Origin of the sequence: Streptomyces sp. NPDC051211, assembly GCF_040689505.1 — a bacterium.
In the GTDB taxonomy this organism is placed as follows: domain Bacteria; phylum Actinomycetota; class Actinomycetes; order Streptomycetales; family Streptomycetaceae; genus Streptomyces.
The window spans coordinates 589,501-608,508 of sequence record NZ_JBFBAV010000001.1; the positions used below are offsets into that span (position 1 = coordinate 589,501).

Consider the following 19,008-nt stretch of genomic DNA (forward strand, 5'->3'; position numbering starts at 1 on the left):
GCAATCACGGTGCGCGGAGGTACAGCAGCGCCGTACCGCAACCCCGGTAACCGCTCCCCTCCGATAGCGTGCCTCCAGGGCCGCGCAGCGACCGCCCCATGACGAAACCCCAGGTCAGCGACCTGGGGCTTCTGTATTGTCGTGGCGAGCGCCGAGCAGGGGACCGTTCGAGGGGGGCACGCATGACGCAGCAAGGGGCCATCGCGATCGAGCGCATGGACGGATCGGGTGCAGTGCAGGTCGGGGACGCGTTCAAGCTGGTCTACGCCGAAGCGTTCGCCGAGCCTCCTTACAACGAGACCGAGGACGACGTCGCCGCCGCCTTCCGCCGCTTCCCGGTGCAGGCTCGCAACCGCGGCTTTCGCGCCGCCCTGGCCCGTGACGAGGACGGCGGGCCGATCGGCATGGCGTACGGCTACCCGCTCAGGCCCGACGCGGGGTGGTGGGACGAACTGACCGAGCCCGTGCCCGACGATATGCGGCGTGAGGACGGGCACCGCACCTTCGGGCTCATGGAACTCGCCGTACGCGGACCGTGGCGCGGGCAGGGTGTTGCGCGGCGTTTGCACGAGACGCTGCTCGACGGCATCGGAGCCGAGCGGGTGCTGTTGAACGTCCACCCGGCGGGCAAGGCGGCGTCGGCCGCCTACCGGGCGTGGGGATACCGCAAGATCGGCGAGGCGCGGCCCTGGGGTGTGGGCGCGGACCTCCATGACGTGATGCTGCTGGATCTGCGTGATTCCCGCTGATCGGAATCAGACCTGTCGACTGTGGTTGATGACGCGCAGGAGTGCGGCCGGATCGTCCGCGGACACGTAGACCGCGGCCGCGTACACCACCCCCGCCTTGCCCAAGTCGACGGCGGCCGACGGGTCGAGCTGGATTCGGACGCCGACCATGCTCCCGTTGGAGCAGGCGACGGCATCGGGCTCGCCCGGAACCCGACGCAGTCCGCGGCCCTGCACCGTCTGCATGGTCCGCGAAGCGGACCGGACCGACTCGCGGGGCACGGTCACCTCGCCGAGGAACCCGGTGCGCAGGACGACCGAGGACGACGACACCAGGTGCGGCTGTCGCACCATCGCGGCCACCGCCCCGAAGGCCGTGAGGACCAGCAGCACTTCGAAGGCGGTGTTCGGCCCCTTCTCCACGATCCGGCTCTCCAGGTATTCGTCATGCGCCCCGCCCCCCGTCGGCCCTGGACCGGGGCCTCGTCACACGAGAGGGCGACACGTGTGGCAGCACCCGCGAGATCGCTGGGTCCCTGCTGTCCACGGCCCCAGTCTTTCGGCGGGTTCTCACCGACCACAGTGAGGTTTGTCATGAATCTCGACGCCGTCACGCATGACAGAGGGCAGGGAGCGACACGAGCCTCACCCTCGCCGTTTCGGTGCCCGTACCAGGCGGGGGAGCTCGTCGTGGAGCAGTCGGCCGGCCAAGGCGCCGCCGTACACGACGACGCCCACGCCGACCAGCCAGGACTGGATGACCAGGACGGTTCCGAACGGGCCGTAGGTGACGGCGCTGGATGCGATCAGCGGTGAGAACACGAGCCGGGAGAACAGCCTGAGGCCGAGCAGCCCGAGCATGGTGGCGACCGCCCCGGGCAGCAGGGTGGCCCAGGCGACCCGGCCGCCGAGCAGTAGCCGCTGGGACCACCAGAAGAACAGGGTGCCGCTCAGCACCGTGACCACCCCGCGGGCCGAGGAATCCCGCCACAGGGGTGTGATCGCGGACAGGAAGAGGATCCCGATGAGGACGGCGAGCCACAGCACGTGCCGCCACCTGGCCCACCAGCGGGCCGGGGGCAGATCCCAGATCTTCTCGTAGCCGCTCTGCACCGCCGCCCCGAACGACAGACCGAACACTGCGAGCACGGCGAGGCCGAACGCCGTCGTGGTCCGCCACGCCTGGCCCGGCAGGGCGAACAAATGCCCGATCTCCCCTCTGGCGGCCGTCGAGACGCCGAGCCCGTCTCCCAGCCAGTGCGCGAATCCGCGTCCGCTCGCCGGATCGGCCGCGGACACGACGATCAGCAGCGGCACCAGTGTCAGGAACCCGAGTGCCGCGAATCCCAGTGAACGCTGCCACAGGCCGATATCGCTGCCCCACCCCCACCTGCGCCCGGCCCGCGAGCGGCGGATCGCACTGCGCAAGCGCCCGAACGGAGACGAGCGGCCCACGGCATCGGTCGGGAGGCCCTCGCTAGGGCGCACTTGGGCGCGTCTCCGGGCCCTGGGCCCCGGTCGGCTGCTCGCCGATGGTCCGCACCGCGCCGGGGGCGCGGCTGTTGGACACACGCCGCCCTTGGGGCCCGGCCTGGGCAGCACCCTTCCTGATGGCCATGCCTGGCACCTCCGGGGTCTTGATCTCCGCTCCGGCCTCCTAGGTGTTGCCTTTGACCTGGTCGCCACGGCCTACTGGGGTTCGGATCGGTGCTTGAACGGGTTGAGCCCCCTCCGGTGCTCTCCGTCCGGGTCGGTCGCTCGCCCACCCGTCGCCTGTGGGTGGGCGGTGTCCCGCGGGTCCACGACGTCTTCCCGCCCCTGGTCGGCAGCGGCCGTCTCTCGGTCGGCAGCGGCCGTCTCTCGGCGCGTGGTGCCTTCGGAACGTGCGTCGCGGCCGCGGCGAGAGGTACGGCGGGCGCCGGCCAGAAGAAGGCTCAGTCCGAGCAGGGCCACGGCCCCGACGACGATGCCGTAGAGGAAGAGAATGCCGGTGGAGCCGGTGACCTCGTAGCCGAGTACGGAGAATCCGCCGGTCAGCTCATGGGCGCTGCCGCCATTGGCAACGACGCCGGCCACACCGACGACCAGCGCGGCGATCAGAAGAACGAGTCCGAGGATGACGAGCATGGCGCGCTCCAGAGGTCTGCTCGCTTTCTCTCCACCGTAGGACCGTCCTGCCCGGGAAGCCACCGCCAAAGGTCGGATCCGACTGGCCGCCACGCCCGTCTCCGCGGGGTTCGCGAGATCACCTGACTGGCGTCACATCTCCGCGTGCGCCGGGGTTGGATTTATTGGGCAGGTGTGCGGTGCTGCCTCTTGTGAGTTAACCGAGCTCTGCCCATTCGGGGGAATGCCAGATAATCGACAATATGAATTTGACTATTTTCATCGCGTTTTGCGTCGTCGAATCTGCTTGTATTAATCCCCCCTCCACCCTTGCTTATTGCTGGCCCGCGAAATTTCCTGCGTAATATTCAGCGACAGCACCAGGGCTCCCCGGACGATCGGTAGAGCCCGGCATGTCACGGCCCCCAACAGGAAATGGCCTCTTGATGAAGCTGAAAATCCAAGCGGCTCGCCGCACTCTGTCCGGCTGGCTGGCCTCGACCGTCGCCGTAACGGTTGCCGCTGTAATGGTCGCCGGATTGCCGACGCAGGCGCTGGCCATCGCGACACCCGTGCCTCTGGCCACAGCCGCCAGTTTTTCCGTTCTGGCAGGTCAGGGTGTTACCAACACCGGACCCTCCGTGATCGGTCAAGACCTCGGGACGCACCCGAACCCAGCCATCTCCGGATTCCCGCCCGGCTTGGTGCTCGGCGCCGTGCACGCTGCGGACGCTGTGGCACTTCGGGCCAAGTCGGACCTGGTCCAGGCGTACAACAACGCTGCGGGCCAGGCCACGGACTTCGCGCTTCCGGCGGGAATCGGCGCCGGCCAGACGCTGCTTCCGGGCGTCCACACCGCTGTCGCCGGTGTCGGACTCACCGGCGACCTGATCCTGGACGCCGGTGGAGACCCCAACGCCGTCTGGGTGTTCCAGATCCCTGAAGCCCTGACGACGGCATCCAATAGCCGGGTGCTCCTCACGAACGGCGCTTCGGCGTGCAACGTGTACTGGCAGATCGGTAGCTCGGCCACCCTCGGCACCACCTCCACCTTCGTGGGCACCATCATGGCTCTGACCTCGATCAGCGTCACCACGGGGACGAACATCGAGGGCCGGGCATTGGCCCGTAACGGTTCCGTGACGCTCGACACCAACAGGATCTTCCTGGGTGGGTGCGCTACCGGTGGAACAACGACTGGCGTGACCACTGGCGCGACCTCCGGCGCAGCCCCCGGAACGCCGACCGCCGGATCGACGACCGGCACGACCGTGGGTCTGATCGGTGGTGGCCTCCTGGGCGGAACGGGCGTCGGCCTCGTGACCGGCGGCACCTCGGGGAACATCTCCGGCAACACCTCCGGAAACACCGCGGGCAACACGGCCGGGAACAAGGTCAGCGGCAACACGATCGGCGGGAACACGACCGGCGGGATCGTCACCGGCAACGTTGGTCAGCACGGCGGGCCGGACCACGGCGGCCGCCCGGACCACGGCGTCAGGCCGGGAGATGACCACGGCAGGCCGGACCACGGCAGGCCGGGCGATGGGCACGCCGAGGGACACGGTAAGCCGGGCCACGACCACGGTCACGACTGGAAGCCCGGCGAGCACTACGGCTACGGCGACAAGCCCGCGGGCCACGAGGGTCACGAAGGCCACGAAGGCCACGAGGGCTAGGCAGCAGGCTGCACGGAGCCCGTTCATCGGATGACGGCGCGCGGCGGAATCCTCGTCGAATCCGCCGCGCGCCGTCGGTGAGGGTCGCAGAGACCTCAGGCGAACAGCAGACATGAGAAAGACCGGGTGGGCGGTGTCGAGCGGAATTGAATCAGCGGGCGTGAAGGAACTTCATCAGTCCGATTCCGGTCCGGTCCCCCAGCAGCGTCATGACGAACCGGTCAGGCCGGTTAACCGGCCCATGGGCGTTCGTGCGCTGAAAGCAGGACTGCACACCGCTGTAGCCCTCTGTCTGGTGACGACTCTGGCGCATGTCGTCATCGTGTTCCTTCATGTAGCCCCCTCCAACCCTGTATCGAAGAGGTACAGCTCACAGGTCAACGGATGGGTGTACCCGCTCTTCGAACAGAATTGGCGACTCTTCGCCCCGGACCCCGACTCCTTCAACCGGAAAATCCTGGCGAGAACCGCGCACACCGGCTCCAACGGGTCGATGCGGGTGAGCCCCTGGTTCGACCTGGCTGCCGTCGACTTTTCCGCAGTCGAGCACAATGCATTTCCGAGCCATACGTCTCAGAACCTTCTGCGCCGCGCCTGGACCTCTTATGTCGAGGCACACGGAGGAAGCGACACGGCACGCTCGGAACGGGCCGTGATGTTGCAGAAGTATCTGCGCAACATCGCCGCGGACCGCGTCGCCGCCCACAACGACGGTGGCACCTTCGACTTCGTTCAGCTTCGGGTCGTCACGCTGCCCGTCGCTGCGCCCGGCACAGCGGCCGGGAACCGCCCGCCGGCACCCACCGAGGACCGGCTCCTGCCCTGGTGGAAGGTGACCCCCCATGGGAAATGAGCAGATCCCCCAGCTCCCTTCCACGGCGGCCACGCCGCACCGACCTGTTGCCCAAGGGACTTCGGTCGCCGGCACAGCCCACCGGTGGCTCCTCGACCGCATCGGTGCCCTGTGGGCACTTCTCACCGACCGGCCGATGTCCCTGTACGCCGCGTCGGTTCTGCGCATCGGCTACGGGCTGCTCTACCTGATCTTCCTGCTGCGCGAGTTCCCGCACCGTGACGAGATCTGGGGCCCCAACTCCCCCTGGACACCGGCGCTGGCACAACAGCTCTTCGACCAGACGGGCTGGAACAGCATCCTGATCCTGTCCGACAGCCGCGCCTACTTCGAACTCTGCTACGTGATGGCCCTCGTCACGTCCGCGCTGTTCATGCTGGGCTGGCGGACCCGCGCCATGTCCGTCCTCTTCGCCGTCATGGTGACCTCGTTCCATGCCAGATCGATCTTCATGACGGATGGGGGCGACAACCTGATCCTGCTGATGGCCCTCTACCTCGTCCTCACGGCCTGCGGCCGGCGCTGGTCCCTGGACGCACGCAGAACCCGGCTCAAGACAGCTCGTGCGGGCAATGCACCGGAGCCGCGGAGGGGCTTCTACGCACAACAACTCCGCGAGGCCCGCATCACCTTGACCACGGTGGTGCACAACTGCGGCATCTTCGTCATCGCGGCACAGGTCTGCTTCCTCTACGGATCGGCCGGCCTGTACAAGATCCAGGGCCCGACCTGGGGCGGCGGCACCGCCCTCCACTACGCGCTGAACCTCGAACTCTTCCAGCCCTGGCCCGCACTCTCCCACCTCGTGGACGAGTACCCGATGGTGATCGCGATCGCCAGCTACGTGACGGTGCTCTTGCAGGTGGCCTTCCCGTTCGTGCTCTTCGGCAGGCTCAAGTATCCCGTTCTGGCCGTGCTGCTGGGCATGCACATCGGTATCGCAGTGCTCTTGGGCCTGCCCCTCTTCTCCGGCGCGATGATCGTTGCGGACGCCGTGTTCCTTCCCGACCGCTTCTACGCCTTCCTGCCCCACCTGTGGCGACGCGCAACACGGCGAACAGGGATGTGGCGGCCGGCACCCGGCCGAGCGGCGCGAGTCGGCTCCGTACCTTCGCAGGGCAGGCCCGGCGTACCCGGTTCCAACCATCGACCCACTCCTGCACGGAAAGACACCGCGCCGGCCGCCGGGCTCGCGTCCGACCAGAGCTGAGCAGCACCATCGCCTGTCGGGGTGCGGGCCACAACTGCTCAGCGGCTTGAGCGCTTCGATATGCGGGTGAGCAGTGGCCGGGCCAGGGCCAGCAGGCTCAGGGCGAACATCAGGACGCCCAGGGGGACATGGAGCGACGGGAGGTGGGCGATGCCCAGGGCCACCTGTGCCGAAGCGAGCACGAGGAAGCCGGATGCGTACAGGATGGGGCGGGGGGAGCCGCCGGCCGGCCGCCATGCCAGGATCGCGGCGAGGACGTACAGCATGGACGCGCCGTACATCACGCGCGATCCGACGTCGTGCAGCACTGCGCCGTGGGCCGAGGAGAGCAGCATTCCGGCGGTGACCGCCTGGAAGAGGAGCGACAAGGTCTGCAGGGCGATCGCGAATTGAAGGAATGTGAGTCGGCGCGGTACTGCCGTCGTCTGTGCGGCCATGACGTGGCCCCCCTTTTTTCTGCCTCGCGGCGGTGGATCGGTAGTGTCTCGGTGGTCCGACGACGTAGGTCCCCGAAATGTGAGGCGGAGGGCGGGTGATCGCGATGAGCACCCCGTCCGAGCCAGGGCACGACCGGTCCGGGCCGGGTCTGGGCGCGATCGTCGGTGAGCGGCGCCAGCTGATCAATCTCGCCTACCGGCTGCTCGGTTCACTGGCCGAGGCCGAGGACGCCGTGCAGGAGGCCTACGCCCGCTGGTACGCGCTGTCGCGGAAACAGCAGGAGGCCATCGAGGCGCCCGGCGCCTGGCTGACGACGGTCGCCGGCCGCATCTGCCTGGACGTGCTCGGCTCGGCGCGGGTACGGCGCGAACGCTACGTCGGCGAATGGATACCCGAGCCGCTGCCCGACCGTACGGAGTGGCTCGGCGGGCCGGCGGGCGGCGGCAGCGCCGGGCCGGCCGACCCCGCCGACCAGGTCACCCTGGACGAGTCGGTGAACATGGCCTTCCTCGTCGTACTGGAGTCGATGACGCCGGCCGAACGCGTGGCGTTCATCCTCCACGACGTCTTCCGGTACCCCTTCGCCGAGGTCGCCGAGATCGTGGGCCGGACGCCCGCGGCCTGCCGGCAGCTGGCGTCCTCGGCCCGTCGGCGTGTCCGCGCCGCGCAGGCTCCGGCGGTTGCGACGGCCGGGCAGGCCGGTCTGGTGCGGCATTTCAAGGAGGCGTGGGAGGCCGGGGACATCGAGGCCCTCGTCGGCCTCCTCGACCCCGACGCCACGATGACCGCCGACGGCGGCGGCCTGGTCGGCACCGTCCTCCGCCCGGTCGAGGGCAGCGCCCGCATCGCCCAGTACCTGATCCACATCGCCGACAAGGCCCCCGGGCTGACGCTCCTGGAGCGGACGGTCAACGGCCGGCCCGGCCTGGTCGCCGAGCACTCCGGCGTCACCGTGACCGTGGCGGCGTTCGGCCTCGCCGGCGGCCGCATCGGTCGCATCTGGGCGGTCCGCAACCCGGAGAAGCTCCGTCCGTGGAACGGGAACCGCTAGCTCTGCCGGGTCAGTGATCTCGGCCGAGGACCTGGTGGAGCTCCGTGCGGGAGGTGATGCCGAGCTTGGGGAAGGCGCGGTAGAGGTGGTGTCCGACCGTGCGGGGGCTCAGGAAGAGCTGGGCGGCGATCTCGCGGTTGGTGGCGCCCGTGGCGGCGAGTCGCACGACTTCCCGTTCCTGCGGGCTGAGCCGGCCGAGCAGCGCGTTCGGGAGGCTGTCGGGGTCGATGGTCTCACCGCTGGCCTGGAGTTCGGTCCGGGCCCGGGACGCCCACGGCTGGGCGTCGAGCTTCTCGAACGTCTCCAGTGCGGTGCGGAGGTGGCGGCGGGCGTCGGTCCGGCGCCGTTCGCGGCGGAGCCATTCCCCGTACAGCAGCTCGGTGCGGGCCCGTTCGAACGGCTGGGTCGAGCCCTCGTCGTGCAGGTTCAGGGCGGTGGTGAAGTGCTGCTCGGTCTCGTCCTCCGGGCCGGTCAGTGCCCGGCAGCGCAGGGAGAGGGCAACCGCCGCCGGGTGCTGTGCGGCCGCCGCCCATTCCGCGAGCGAGATCGCCGGCTCCGCCGCGCGGTCCCGCTGCCCGGCGCGTATCGCGGCCTCTGCGAGATCGGGCAGGAGAAAGGCCGACAGAGCGGGGTGCCCCAATCGGGCCCTCGCCGCCTCAAGGTGTGCGAGCGCGCCCTCGGCGTGGCCGAGGCCGAGGTCGAGGAGGCCGAGGGCCCGGTGGGCGTGGGCTGCGGCCAGCTCGATGCCGTGGGCGTCGGCGTACTCCAGAGCGGTGTTGCCGAGGCTGGTGCAGCGCTCCCGGTCCCCCCGGAGGGCGGCCAGGGTCGCCAGGGTCGTGCGCAGGTACGTCGCCCGGTGGTTGCGGCCGAACTGCTCGGCGACGGCGAGGCCCTCCGTGGCGGCGGCGTGGGCCTCCTCGTACAGCCCGAGGGACGTCTGGGCCTCGGCGAGGAGGTACAGCGAGGTGTGCAGCCAGCCGACCACGTCCTGGGCCCGGCAGTCGCGTACGCAGGCCGCGGCGTTGTCGAGGGCGGTGCGGTGGTCGGCGAAGAGCTGTCCGTACGTCCCGGCCAGGATCCTCTCGGCGAATCCGGCGTCCTCGGCCGGCGCCCGCCCGATCGGGCTTCCGGTGGTGCCGGCGGGGGCGAGAGGGTTCGCCATCGCCCGCGCCATCGCGTGGTCCGGCGAGGCGGGGATCCGGGCCGCGACTTCGTCCAGCAGCGTGCGGTCGCCCGAGGAGTGTGCCGTGTGAACGGCCTCGGTCAGTACCGGGCCCAGATCGGCGGAAGCGACGCCGATCCGGTCCACGCATTCGAGGAGGATGCGGGTGGCCCGGTGCGGCGTCCCCCGGTCCAGCTCGACGATGGCCCGGACGCGGGCGAAGTCGGCGAGCACCGCCGGGTCCAGGGCGAGTGCGTTGATGTGGTCGGACAGGGCTGCGGTGCGGTGGAACTGCCCGGCCTCGGCCGAGGTGATGGCCGCGGCGGCCAGCAGCCGGGCGCGCCGGGCCGGAGCTGCGGTGAGCTGCGCCGCGCGTTCGTACGCGGCCGAGGCCGAGGCCGTCCCCTGCCGGCCCCCGGCCCTTTGCGCGACGCCCACCATCGCGTCGGCGACGTCCTCGTCGGTTCCGGTCGTGGCGGCGGCCAGGTGCCAGGCCCGGCGGTCGGCGTGCTGCTCGCCGCTCAGCTCCCCGTCCAACTCGTCGGCCAGCGCCCGGTGGGCCGCGAGACGCCGGGCCAGGGCGGCGTCCTGGTAGGTGGCCGACCTGATGAGGGGGTGGCGGAAGGACAGGGCGTCCTGGGTCAGCAGGACGAGCGTGGCGCGTTCGGCCGGCTCCAGGTCGTCGAGGGTGGCGCCGAACCGGCTCGATGCCCGCAGGACGAGGTCGAGGTCGCCCGAGTCGTCGGCGGCGGCCACCAGCAGCATCGCCCGGGTGGCATCGGGCAGCCGGCGGATCTGCTCCCGGAAGGCCTCCTGGATCCGGCTGGCGGGCGAGGACAGCCCGGCGGGCAGGGTGACCGGGTTCAGCTGGCCGGCGCGCTGTTCGGCGGTGAGGGCCGCGGGCAGTTCCAGCAGCGCCAGCGGGTTGCCCTGGGCCTGCTCGACGATCCGGTCCCGTGCGTAGGGCGACAGGTCGGCGACGCGGTCGGAGAGGAGGGCGTCGACGGCCGCGGAGTCGATGCCCTGCAGCCTCAGGCTCGGCAGGCCGGTGATCTGCCCGCCGGGCACACCGTCACGTACGCCGAACAGCATCACCACGCCCTCGGCATGGAGCCGGCGGGCGGCGAAGGTCAAGGCGTCCAGGGATGCCCGGTCCAGCCACTGGGAGTCGTCGATCACGCACAGGAGAGGGCTGCCTCCCGCGGCCTCCGACAGGAGCGTCAGCACCGCCGTCCCCAGGGTGAACCGGTCCCCCACCGCTTCGCCGGACAGCCCGAACACCGCCTTCAGGGCGGCGGCCTGCGGCCCGGGCAACCGGTCGAGGTGACCGGTGACGGGGCGCAGCAGCTGGTGCAGGCCGCCGAAGGCCAGCTCCATCTCGGACTCGATGCCCACGGTCCGCACCACACGCCCGGGGCCGGCGGCTTCGGCCGCGTACCCCAGCAGTGCCGTCTTGCCGATTCCGGCCTCGCCGTGGATCACCAGCGCGCTGCTCGTGCCCTCTCGGGCACAGATGAGCAACTGGTGTATCCGGTCCTGCTCGGTCCCCCGCCCGTACAGCATGGAGTAAACCTACCTAACGCTCTCGCGCTCGCGATCATCCCGTTACGTCATGCCGACCGATGTGCCGGGCCATCAGCCCCCCATACCTTCAGGTCAGTTCGATCACCACGACGCAGGAGCCGCCTTGTCCGAGCACATCCACCTCACTCCACTGCACCGCATCTCGGTCACCGAAGCCGCCGCCTGGCACCAGGTCGTCGCCGCCTCGATGGCCCACGACCTGCCGGACGTACCGCCGCCCGGTCCCGGGCAGATCCACGCCCAGCTCACCAAGCCCACCTTGGACAGCCACCGGCTGACCTGGCTGGCCGCCGGGGCGGACGGCGTCCCCGTCGGGGTCGCGGGGCTGCGGCTGTTCGCCTCCCCGGGCCGGGATCACCTGGCCGAACTGGAACTCCACGTCGATCCCGCGCACCGGCGCCAGGGGGCCGGCTCGCTGCTGCTGTCGGCGGCCGTGGCGGCCTGCCGCACCGAGAGCCGGCGCAGCCTGATCGCCGAAGCCTCGGCCGACAGCCCGGGGGAAGCCTTCGCCGAGCGGTGGGGCTTCCGGCAGGCCCTGGCCCTGGACCACCTGATCCTGCGCTTCGACCAGGTGGACGAGGCCGGGATCCTCCGGCTCAGCAAGGCCGAGCACCCCGGCTACCGGCTGACCGGCTGGACCGGCACGGTGCCCGACGACCTCGCCGACGCCTTCGCCGCGGCCAAGAACGCGATGAACGACATGCCCGTCGGAGACCTGGACTACGGCAGCGTGGACTGGGACGCCGACCGCGTGCGGGCCATGGCCAAGGTGGTCGCCGACCGCGGGGACACCCTGCTGACCATCGCCGCCGTCCACGACGACGGCACGATGGCCGGCTACACCGAGATCCTGCTCCCGCAGGGCACGCCGCCACGGGTGCAGCAGTACGACACCGCGGTCGTGCCCGCGCACCGCGGCCACGGTCTGGGGCTGTGGCTGAAGGCGGCCATGGTGCACCGGCTGCGCGCCGAGTACCCCCATGTCCTCGAGATCGAGACCGACAACGCCGAGGATAACGTCCACATGCTCGCGGTCAACCGAGAGCTGGGCTTCCGCTCCTACCGGCGCACCCGCGAGTTCCAGCTCGACCTGCCCACAGCCTGATCCTCCACGAAGAAACGAGTTGCCCTTGCGCAAGCTGACCTACTACATCGCCGCCACCCTCGACGGCTACATCGCCGGTCCCGACGGCCAGTACGACTTCTTCCCCTTCGAGGGCGAGGAAGCCGCCGCGATCCTGGCCGATTTCCCCGAAACGTTGCCCACACCCCTCCACGGACCGCTGGGCATCGCCGACCGGGCCCCCGAGCGGTTCGACACCGTCATCATGGGGCGCGGAACCTACGACCCGGGCCTGAAGGCCGGGTTCACCAGCCCGTACGCCCATCTGAAGCAGTACGTCGTCTCCCGTACCCTCACCAGCCCCGATCCGGCGGTGACCGTCGTCGACGACCCGGTCGCGCTGGTCCGCGAGCTCAAGAAGCAGGACGGCATGGGGATCTGGCTGTGCGGGGGCGGCAAGCTGGCGGCCGCCCTGTGCGACGAGATCGACGAACTGGTCATCAAGCGCCACCCCGTCGTCATCGGGTCCGGCATCCCCCTGTTCGACGGCCCCTTCGTCCCGGCGAACTTCGCCCCGGCCACCACGCGGTCCTTCGACTCCGGCCTCACCATCACCACCTTCTCCAAGGCGCTGCCGTCAGCGGACGGGGCGAACTGACCTGACGGACCTGCCGATTCTTCCGACCGACCTGCCCGCCGCGCACATCTCCCGAGGAGCCGCCGTGAACGTCTCTGCCACCACCCTGTCCCTGACCGTCGCCGACGTGGACGCCTCCCGTGAGTTCCTCTGCACCCACCTCGGCTACGAAGTGGCCATGGCCCAGGACGGCTTCGCCTCCCTGACCCGCGAGGGCCCCGCCGTCGACATCGTTCTGCTCCGCAAGGGCACCGAAGTCCTCCCCGTCGAGCAGCGGGACCGGGAGGCGGCCGGACTGATCCTCGCGCTCACGGTCACCGACCTCGCCGCCGAGGAGGCCAGGCTGCGCGCGGCAGGCGCCCCCATCACCATGCCCCTGCGCGAAGAACCCTGGGGCGAGCGCCTGTTCCAGATGACCGACCCCAACGGGGTCGTCGTCCAGCTCGTCGAATGGGCCGCCCCCGACCAGCCCACGGACCAGCCCACGAACCAGCCCACGGACCTGAACGAGGACACCGCCCTGCACGTGATCACCCCCTCGCCGGAGGACGTCACCGTCTCCCCGAACGCCACCATGACCGGCCTGGCGGCCCCCAGCCGCGGCAGCGCCGAACTCAGCACGTGGACGGTCACGATGGACGCCGGTGCGAGCGGCCCAGAGCACTCCATCAGCCGTGAACAGGTCTGGACGGTCACCGCGGGCGCCCTGGAGGTGACCTGCGACGGCCGTACCGAGAAGGTCTCGGCCGGCCAGACCCTGGTCCTGCCGCCGGACCTGGTCCGCCGGGTCCACGCCCCGGAGCGGGCCGAGGCCCACGTCTCGATGCGTTCCGACGGAGTCGCCTCCGTTCCCGGCACCGAGGGCACCCGCGAACTCCCCTGGGCCCGGTGACCCGAGGGGTGCACCGGGGGCCTGCGAAAGGACCCGGGGCGTACGGAAGGATCAACGGCGTGGGCCGGAACCTGCGGACATGGGAGTGGCGAAATGCGTGTGGTGTTGTCGACGTACGGGTCGCGCGGGAGCGTGGAGCCGATGGCGGGACTCGCCGTGCGGTTGCGGGAACTGGGCGCGGAGGCGAGGGTGTGCGCGCCGCCTGACGAGGAGTTCGCGGAGCGGCTGGCCGAGGCCGGTGTGCCGCTGGTGCCGGCCGGCCGGCCGGTGCGTCCGCTGGTGACCTCGGTGACGCCGGGGTCGGCGGTGGGCCTGGCGCAGCGTGTGGCCGAGTTGATGGCCGCGCAGTTCGACACGGTCGCCGCGGCGGCCGAGGGGTGTGATGCGCTGTTGGCGACCGGCCCGTTGCCGGTCACGGCCGGCGCGCGGTCGGTGGCCGAGAAAATGGGCATCCGCTACGTGCACGTGAGCCACCAGCCGGTCGTCCTTCCGTCGCCGTACCGGCGGCCGCCGGCGCGGCGGGGCCGGCCGCTGCCGGCGGACGTGACCGACAACCGGGCCCTGTGGGACCTGGACGCCCGGATCGCGAACGAGATGTTCGGCGAGGTGCTCAACACCCACCGGGCGTCGGTCGGCCTGCCACCGGTGGACAACGTCCGCGACTTCGCCTTCACCGACCGCCCGTGGCTGGCCACGGACCCGGTCCTGGACCCGTGGCAGCAGCCGGCGGACCTCGACGTGGTGCAGACCGGTGCGTGGATCCTGCCCGACGAGCGGCCGCTCCCGGCCGGGTTGGCGGCGTTCCTGGACGCCGGCGAACCACCGGTGTACGTGGGCTTCGGCAGCACGCCCGTGAGCGCCCCGGAGGACTTCGCCCGGGTGGCCGTCGAGGCGGTGCGCGCACAGGGCCGCCGCGCGGTCGTCTCCCGCGGCTGGGCCGACCTCGGCCTGATCGACGACCAGGACGACTGCTTCGCCGTCGGCGAGGTCAACCACCAGGCCCTGTTCCGGCGGGTGGCCGCCGTCGTACACCACGGCGGCGCCGGTACGACGACGACCGCCGCCCGGGCCGGCGCGCCCCAGGTGGTGGTGCCCCGGGGGGCGGACCAGCCGTACTGGGCCGACCGGGTGGCCGGCCTGGGCATCGGCACGGCCCACGACGGTCCGGCCCCGACCGCCGGGTCTCTGTCGGCCGCGCTCAGGACGGCCCTGGCTCCGGAGACCCGGGCGCGGGCTGCCGCCGTGGCCGGCACGATCCGCACCGACGGGACGACGGTGGCCGCGAAACTGCTGCTCGACGCCGGGTAGCCCGCCCGGTTCCCGTCATCCGTTCCCGCAAGCAGGCCCGGGTCGCCGACCCGGGCCTGCTGCGTTGTCCGGACCTGCCCTCGCCCCTATGGCTCCAGGTGGCTGAATCCGACCTCGAAACGTTCGACCGAGACGATCCGCTGGCCTTCCCGCCGTGCCGTTTCCTCGCGGATCCGGGTGGCCTGGTCCTCGCTCGCCCGCATGGACTGCTCGTCCGCCCACAGGGTCAGCGACCTGGCCTTCCCCGACGCCCGGTCGACGAGGTAGTACACGCCCCGGAAGCCGGGCACGTCCCGGACCTGCTCGACGACCGCCGCCGCATTCGCGGTCAGGTCTCCCTCCGCGGGAACCGGTGATCCCTGGTAGGTGCTCAGCCTCGCGAACATCTCCCGCAGTCCTTTCCTCAGGCCCCCGGGACCAGCCTGCTCCGGCAGGTCACGCGCCGCATGCCGAGCGGCGCGACAATGGTGGTGAGGGATGCTTCTGCCGTTGCGGAGAGGCGGGACGTCGTGGTGGCGTACATAGCCGTGACCGCCCTGAGTCATGTCGGGCTGGTGCGCGAGCACAACGAGGACAGCCTTGTCGTCGGACCGTGGACGTTGTGCGGGACCACGACCGAGAGCCCCCAGACGCTGGTGTTCCCCCTCGGCAGACCGCTCGTCGTCGCGGTCGCCGACGGGCTCGGCGGGCAGCCGGCCGGCGAGGTCGCCAGCGAGCTGGTCGTCCGCGAGCTCGCCCTGCTCGGCCCTTCACTGGACGGCACCCAAGCCGTCGAGGACGCTCTGAACCTCTGCAATCGCGCGGTGTACGCGGCCACCGACGGCCGTCCGGAGCTGACCGCCATGGGGACCACGGTCGCCGGTTCCCTCGTCCTGGCGGAGTCGCTCCTGGCGTTCAATGTCGGTGACAGCAAGGTGTACCACGCGGCTCAGGACGGGCTCCACCAGGTGAGCGTGGACGACAGCCCGCCGCCGGCGCCGGGTCACCGCACCACGTCGGCCGTCACGCAGACGCTCGGCGGAAGCCGCGGGCACAGCGCCATCACTCCCCATGTGGCGTCCTTCCCGCTGTCCACCAGCGATCGCTACCTGGTGTGCAGCGACGGTCTGACCGACCCGGTGCCCGACGAAGCCATCGACGAGCTGCTGCGGGTGCACGACGACGGCAAGGCGGCGTTCGAGCTGTGGAAGGCCGCCATCGAAGCCGGAGGTCCCGACAACATCACGCTCGCACTGGTACGCATCGACGCATAGGGTTTCAGCGACCCGTCCGAACAGGAGCCAGCTGCCCGTGTCCTCGCCCGTCCCGGCTCCGGCCCCTCCGCGACCTGTTCGCGTGCTGCTGGTGGAGGACGACGAGCTGATGCGCCGGTCCTTCTCCGTCGCCCTCGAACGCTACGGCTACCGGGTGAAGGCCGCGGCCGACGGGCTGGCTGGGCTGGAGCTCTTCCGCGACGACAGCTTCGACCTGCTGATCCTGGATGTGATGCTGCCCGGTCTGGACGGGATCGGCCTGTGCCGCAGGGTCCGGGAGACCAGCCTGGTGCCGGTTCTGATGATGTCCGCCCGCGGCGAGGGGCTCGACGTCGTCGCCGGTCTGGAGGCCGGGGCGGACGACTACGTGGTCAAACCCGTGGACACCTACGTGCTCGTGGCACGCATCCGTTCGCTGCTGCGGCGGGCGACCTATGCGCCCGCTCCCGCACTCGGGCATGCCGCGGGCGACGGGCCGCCACCGGCCGAGGGCGGCCTGCTGGTCTTCGGGGACCTGACCATCGACACCGGCGGCCTGGAGGTGTCCGTCTCCGGAAGCCCGGTGGCACTGACCCCGACCGAGCTGAAGCTGCTGCTGGAGTTCGCCGCCCACCCGGGCATCGTGCTGGAGCGGCACGCCCTGCTTCGGGACGTATGGGAGTACGGCTGGGACGGTGACAGCCGGGTCGTGGACCTGTGCGTGCAGCGGCTGCGCAAGAAGCTGGGCCGGGACCGGATCGAGACGGTCCGCGGCTTCGGCTACAAGCTCAGGCGCTGAGACCGGTGCGCCCGTTCCACCGGCTGCGGCCGGCCCGCGTACCCCTGCGCTGGAAGATCGCCGCGCTGGCCGCGGCCACGGCATGCCTGGTCGCGGCCGCGGTGGGCGTACTGGTGCACCTGTGGACCGCGCAGGACGTCCGGAGCCGGGCCGAAGCGCGGGCCTTCAACAGCCTGTACTCGGCCATGGAGGTCTACCGGCGCACCGGAACCCTCGCGGACGGCGCCGAACTGGATCCGGCCGGGCTGCCCGCCGCACTGCGGCACCCGGCCGACGGCGCCCGGCACACGGCCTACGACGAGCGTGTCGAAGGGAACGTGGGGCCCAGCGTCTGGGCCGCCCAGCGGGTCGACGGCCCGGGCAGCCGGGTGCTGGCCTTTCGGGTCAACATGAGCCCGGAACTCCACGAGCTGCAACGGCTCGACGTGACCATGGCGGTGGCCTCGCTGGTCGCGCTGGCGGCCGCCACGCCCCTGGCGGTCTACGCTGCGGGGCTGCTCGGCCGCCGGCTGCGGCGGGTCTCCGAGACCGCGGGCCGGATCTCGGCCGGGGACCTGGATGCCCGGACCGGGCCCACCGAGGGCCGCGACGAGGTCGCCGACATCGCCGCCACCGTCGACCTCATGGCGGACACTCTCAGCCGACGGCTGCGCAGCGAGCGCCGCTTCACCGCGGACGTGGCCCACGAGCTGCGCACTCCCGTCGGCGGTCTGCTGGCCGCCGCCGACCTGCTGCCGCCGGGTGAGACGGAGGACCTGCTCCGGGCCCGGGTGGGGGACCTGCGCGGCCTGGTCGAGGACCTGCTGGAGATCTCCCGGCTGGACGCCGGCGCCGAACAACCGGTCCGCGCCCGTGTCCCGCTCGGCGCCGTGGTCGCCGAAGCCGTGGCCCGCACCGGCCTCGACACGGAGATCACCGCCGTCTCCGACACGCAGCGCGCCGAGACGGCTGAGACCGCTGGGACTGCTGATGCCTCCTATGCCGCTGATGCCGCTGAGACGGTGGAGACCGTGGAGACCGTGGAGACCGACCCGCGCCGCCTGGACAGGATCGTCGGCAACCTCGTCGTCAACGCCCACCGGCACGGGGTCGCCCCGGTGCAGGTCACGGTCGACGGCCGTACGGTCGTCGTGCGCGACCACGGCCCCGGCTTCCCCGCGGAGCTGCTGCTCCACGGCCCGCGCCGCTTCCACACGGGCGCGACCGCGCGCGGCTCGGGCCACGGCCTGGGCCTGACGATCGCCCTGGGCCAGGCCCGGCTCCTCGGCGCCGAGCTGCGCCTGGGCAATGCCCCGGACGGCGGCGCCGTCGCCACCCTGCGCCTGCCGGGCTGACCGCGGTTCCCTACACGACCGATACGAAGCGGCGCGGCGGCCGATACACGGCGGCCCAGGCTCCGATACGTTCCCCGGACACCCTTCGACGTGCACCCTTTGGCACCCGAAGTGGAGTCCCCCTGTGATCGCCGATCCCCGTCCCGAGCCCGACGCGCACGTGCTGCACCCGCCGTCCGGGATCGCGGCCGCCACCACCGACCTGTCGAAGGTCTACAGCAGCGGCGACACCCGTGTCGTCGCCCTGGACCGGGTGAGCATCGCCTTCCGGGAGGGCGAGTTCACCGCGATCATGGGCCCCTCCGGCTGCGGCAAGTCCACCCTGATGCACTGCGCCGCCGGGCTCGACTCGTTCGGTTCCGGCTCCGTCCGCATCGGCACCACCGAGCTGGGCACGCTCGACGACCGGCAGCTCACCCGGTTGCGCCGCGACCGGATCGGCTTCATCTTCCAGGCGTTCAACCTCCTGCCGACGCTGACCGCGCTGGAGAACATCACGCTGCCGCTGACCCTGGCCGGCCGCCGGCCCGACCAGCAGTGGGTGGACCGCGTCATCTCCATGGTCGGCCTCTCCGGGCGGCTGGACCACCGGCCCGGACAGCTGTCCGGCGGGCAGCAGCAACGGGTGGCGGTGGCCCGGGCGCTGGCCTCGCGGCCCGCGATCGTCTTCGGCGACGAGCCCACCGGCAACCTCGATTCCCGCGCCGGGGCCGAGGTCCTCGGCTTCCTCCGCGACTCGGTGCGCGAGCTGGGCCGAACGGTGGTCGTGGTCACCCACGACCCGGTCGCCGCCGGCTACGCCGACCGCGTGGTGTTCCTGGCCGACGGCCGCCTGGTCGACGAGATGACACATCCCACCCCGGAACGGGTGCTGGACCGGATGAAGGCCTTCGACCCCCGCCCGCGCACGAGCTGACCCCCGCTCACGCCGG

At 71.3% G+C, this 19,008-nt stretch carries 19 protein-coding genes; 13 read left to right on the forward strand and 6 right to left on the reverse strand.

Going from position 1 to position 19,008, the window contains the following annotated elements:
* Nucleotides 1-182: 182 nt before the first annotated feature.
* On the forward strand, nt 183-749 hold the full coding sequence (locus AB0447_RS02830) for a GNAT family N-acetyltransferase (RefSeq protein WP_366474616.1): 567 nt from the start codon (nt 183-185) through the stop codon (nt 747-749).
* A gap of 6 nt (nt 750-755) precedes the next feature.
* On the opposite strand, the gene AB0447_RS02835 is transcribed toward AB0447_RS02830, so the two are convergent.
* The 3 genes from AB0447_RS02835 to AB0447_RS02845 all read right to left on the reverse strand — a co-directional run bounded on the left by AB0447_RS02835 (nt 756) and on the right by AB0447_RS02845 (nt 2,855).
* A complete protein-coding gene (locus AB0447_RS02835) occupies nt 756-1,151 on the reverse strand; it encodes a hypothetical protein (protein ID WP_366474617.1) in 396 nt (131 codons plus the stop codon).
* Between the two features lie 222 nt (nt 1,152-1,373).
* Nucleotides 1,374-2,156, reverse strand: a complete 783-nt coding sequence (locus tag AB0447_RS02840) for a ribonuclease BN (protein ID WP_366474618.1) — start codon at nt 2,154-2,156, stop codon at nt 1,374-1,376.
* 261 nt (nt 2,157-2,417) lie between these two features.
* The gene (locus AB0447_RS02845) at nt 2,418-2,855 is read right to left on the reverse strand and encodes a hypothetical protein (RefSeq protein ID WP_366474619.1); all 438 of its coding nucleotides are present in this window, start codon (nt 2,853-2,855) and stop codon (nt 2,418-2,420) included.
* A 425-nt stretch (nt 2,856-3,280) separates the two neighbouring features.
* Here AB0447_RS02845 and AB0447_RS02850 point away from each other — a divergent pair, with 425 nt between their 5' ends.
* The 3 genes from AB0447_RS02850 (at nt 3,281) to AB0447_RS02860 (ending at nt 6,576) form a co-directional block, all read left to right on the forward strand.
* Complete coding sequence (locus AB0447_RS02850) at nt 3,281-4,513, forward strand: ice-binding family protein (protein ID WP_366474678.1); 1,233 nt, start codon at nt 3,281-3,283, stop codon at nt 4,511-4,513.
* Between the two features lie 112 nt (nt 4,514-4,625).
* Nucleotides 4,626-5,366: a DUF5819 family protein gene (locus AB0447_RS02855; protein ID WP_366474620.1), complete on the forward strand. Its 741-nt coding sequence runs from the start codon at nt 4,626-4,628 to the stop codon at nt 5,364-5,366.
* Complete coding sequence (locus tag AB0447_RS02860; RefSeq protein WP_366474622.1) at nt 5,356-6,576, forward strand: HTTM domain-containing protein; 1,221 nt, start codon at nt 5,356-5,358, stop codon at nt 6,574-6,576. The genes AB0447_RS02855 and AB0447_RS02860 overlap by 11 nt, the downstream gene beginning before the upstream one ends.
* Before the next feature lie 38 nt (nt 6,577-6,614).
* Here AB0447_RS02860 and AB0447_RS02865 read toward each other — a convergent pair whose 3' ends face one another.
* Nucleotides 6,615-7,013, reverse strand: coding sequence for a hypothetical protein (locus tag AB0447_RS02865; protein WP_366474623.1), 399 nt, complete (start codon nt 7,011-7,013; stop codon nt 6,615-6,617).
* A gap of 104 nt (nt 7,014-7,117) precedes the next feature.
* Between AB0447_RS02865 and sigJ the strand changes: the two genes are divergently transcribed.
* Nucleotides 7,118-8,065: an RNA polymerase sigma factor SigJ gene (gene sigJ, locus AB0447_RS02870; RefSeq protein WP_366474624.1), complete on the forward strand. Its 948-nt coding sequence runs from the start codon at nt 7,118-7,120 to the stop codon at nt 8,063-8,065.
* Between the two features lie 10 nt (nt 8,066-8,075).
* Here sigJ and AB0447_RS02875 read toward each other — a convergent pair whose 3' ends face one another.
* Entirely contained in the window at nt 8,076-10,790 is a 2,715-nt protein-coding gene (locus AB0447_RS02875; RefSeq protein ID WP_366474625.1) for an AAA family ATPase, read from the reverse strand.
* Nucleotides 10,791-10,914: 124 nt separating this feature from the next.
* On the opposite strand from AB0447_RS02875, the gene AB0447_RS02880 reads away from it, so the two are divergent.
* The 4 genes from AB0447_RS02880 to AB0447_RS02895 all read left to right on the forward strand — a co-directional run bounded on the left by AB0447_RS02880 (nt 10,915) and on the right by AB0447_RS02895 (nt 14,711).
* Complete coding sequence (locus AB0447_RS02880; protein WP_366474626.1) at nt 10,915-11,916, forward strand: GNAT family N-acetyltransferase; 1,002 nt, start codon at nt 10,915-10,917, stop codon at nt 11,914-11,916.
* Nucleotides 11,917-11,941: 25 nt separating this feature from the next.
* Nucleotides 11,942-12,532 carry a dihydrofolate reductase family protein gene (locus tag AB0447_RS02885; protein WP_366474627.1) on the forward strand — a complete coding sequence of 197 codons (591 nt, stop codon included), beginning with the start codon at nt 11,942-11,944 and terminating at the stop codon, nt 12,530-12,532.
* A 64-nt stretch (nt 12,533-12,596) separates the two neighbouring features.
* The gene (locus tag AB0447_RS02890; RefSeq protein ID WP_366474628.1) at nt 12,597-13,403 is read left to right on the forward strand and encodes a VOC family protein; all 807 of its coding nucleotides are present in this window, start codon (nt 12,597-12,599) and stop codon (nt 13,401-13,403) included.
* Between the two features lie 93 nt (nt 13,404-13,496).
* Nucleotides 13,497-14,711 carry a glycosyltransferase gene (locus tag AB0447_RS02895; RefSeq protein WP_366474629.1) on the forward strand — a complete coding sequence of 405 codons (1,215 nt, stop codon included), beginning with the start codon at nt 13,497-13,499 and terminating at the stop codon, nt 14,709-14,711.
* Nucleotides 14,712-14,797: 86 nt separating this feature from the next.
* On the opposite strand, the gene AB0447_RS02900 is transcribed toward AB0447_RS02895, so the two are convergent.
* Entirely contained in the window at nt 14,798-15,097 is a 300-nt protein-coding gene (locus AB0447_RS02900; protein WP_366474630.1) for an antibiotic biosynthesis monooxygenase, read from the reverse strand.
* A 126-nt stretch (nt 15,098-15,223) separates the two neighbouring features.
* Between AB0447_RS02900 and AB0447_RS02905 the strand changes: the two genes are divergently transcribed.
* From AB0447_RS02905 to AB0447_RS02920, 4 genes are all read left to right on the forward strand, one after another.
* Nucleotides 15,224-15,964, forward strand: a complete 741-nt coding sequence (locus AB0447_RS02905; protein WP_366474679.1) for a protein phosphatase 2C domain-containing protein — start codon at nt 15,224-15,226, stop codon at nt 15,962-15,964.
* A gap of 82 nt (nt 15,965-16,046) precedes the next feature.
* Entirely contained in the window at nt 16,047-16,742 is a 696-nt protein-coding gene (gene cseB, locus AB0447_RS02910; protein WP_366474631.1) for a two-component system response regulator CseB, read from the forward strand.
* Nucleotides 16,743-16,747: 5 nt separating this feature from the next.
* Nucleotides 16,748-18,076 (forward strand): HAMP domain-containing sensor histidine kinase, encoded by a 1,329-nt coding sequence (locus AB0447_RS02915; RefSeq protein ID WP_366474632.1) that lies wholly within the window; start codon nt 16,748-16,750, stop codon nt 18,074-18,076.
* Nucleotides 18,077-18,236: 160 nt separating this feature from the next.
* The gene (locus AB0447_RS02920; protein WP_366474680.1) at nt 18,237-18,992 is read left to right on the forward strand and encodes an ABC transporter ATP-binding protein; all 756 of its coding nucleotides are present in this window, start codon (nt 18,237-18,239) and stop codon (nt 18,990-18,992) included.
* Nucleotides 18,993-19,008: the final 16 nt, after the last annotated feature.

Bases quoted from the DNA above. Each gene is read 5' to 3' on its own strand.
- AB0447_RS02895 (WP_366474629.1), top strand. From the start codon at position 13,497: ATGCGTGTGGTGTTGTCGACGTACGGGTCGCGCGGGAGCGTGGAGCCG.
- AB0447_RS02860 (WP_366474622.1), top strand. From the start codon at position 5,356: ATGGGAAATGAGCAGATCCCCCAGCTCCCTTCCACGGCGGCCACGCCG.
- AB0447_RS02850 (WP_366474678.1), top strand. From the start codon at position 3,281: ATGAAGCTGAAAATCCAAGCGGCTCGCCGCACTCTGTCCGGCTGGCTG.
- AB0447_RS02845 (WP_366474619.1), bottom strand. From the start codon at position 2,855: ATGCTCGTCATCCTCGGACTCGTTCTTCTGATCGCCGCGCTGGTCGTC.
- sigJ (WP_366474624.1), top strand. From the start codon at position 7,118: ATGAGCACCCCGTCCGAGCCAGGGCACGACCGGTCCGGGCCGGGTCTG.
- AB0447_RS02900 (WP_366474630.1), bottom strand. From the start codon at position 15,097: ATGTTCGCGAGGCTGAGCACCTACCAGGGATCACCGGTTCCCGCGGAG.
- AB0447_RS02855 (WP_366474620.1), top strand. From the start codon at position 4,626: ATGAGAAAGACCGGGTGGGCGGTGTCGAGCGGAATTGAATCAGCGGGC.
- AB0447_RS02830 (WP_366474616.1), top strand. From the start codon at position 183: ATGACGCAGCAAGGGGCCATCGCGATCGAGCGCATGGACGGATCGGGT.
- AB0447_RS02875 (WP_366474625.1), bottom strand. From the start codon at position 10,790: ATGCTGTACGGGCGGGGGACCGAGCAGGACCGGATACACCAGTTGCTC.
- AB0447_RS02865 (WP_366474623.1), bottom strand. From the start codon at position 7,013: ATGGCCGCACAGACGACGGCAGTACCGCGCCGACTCACATTCCTTCAA.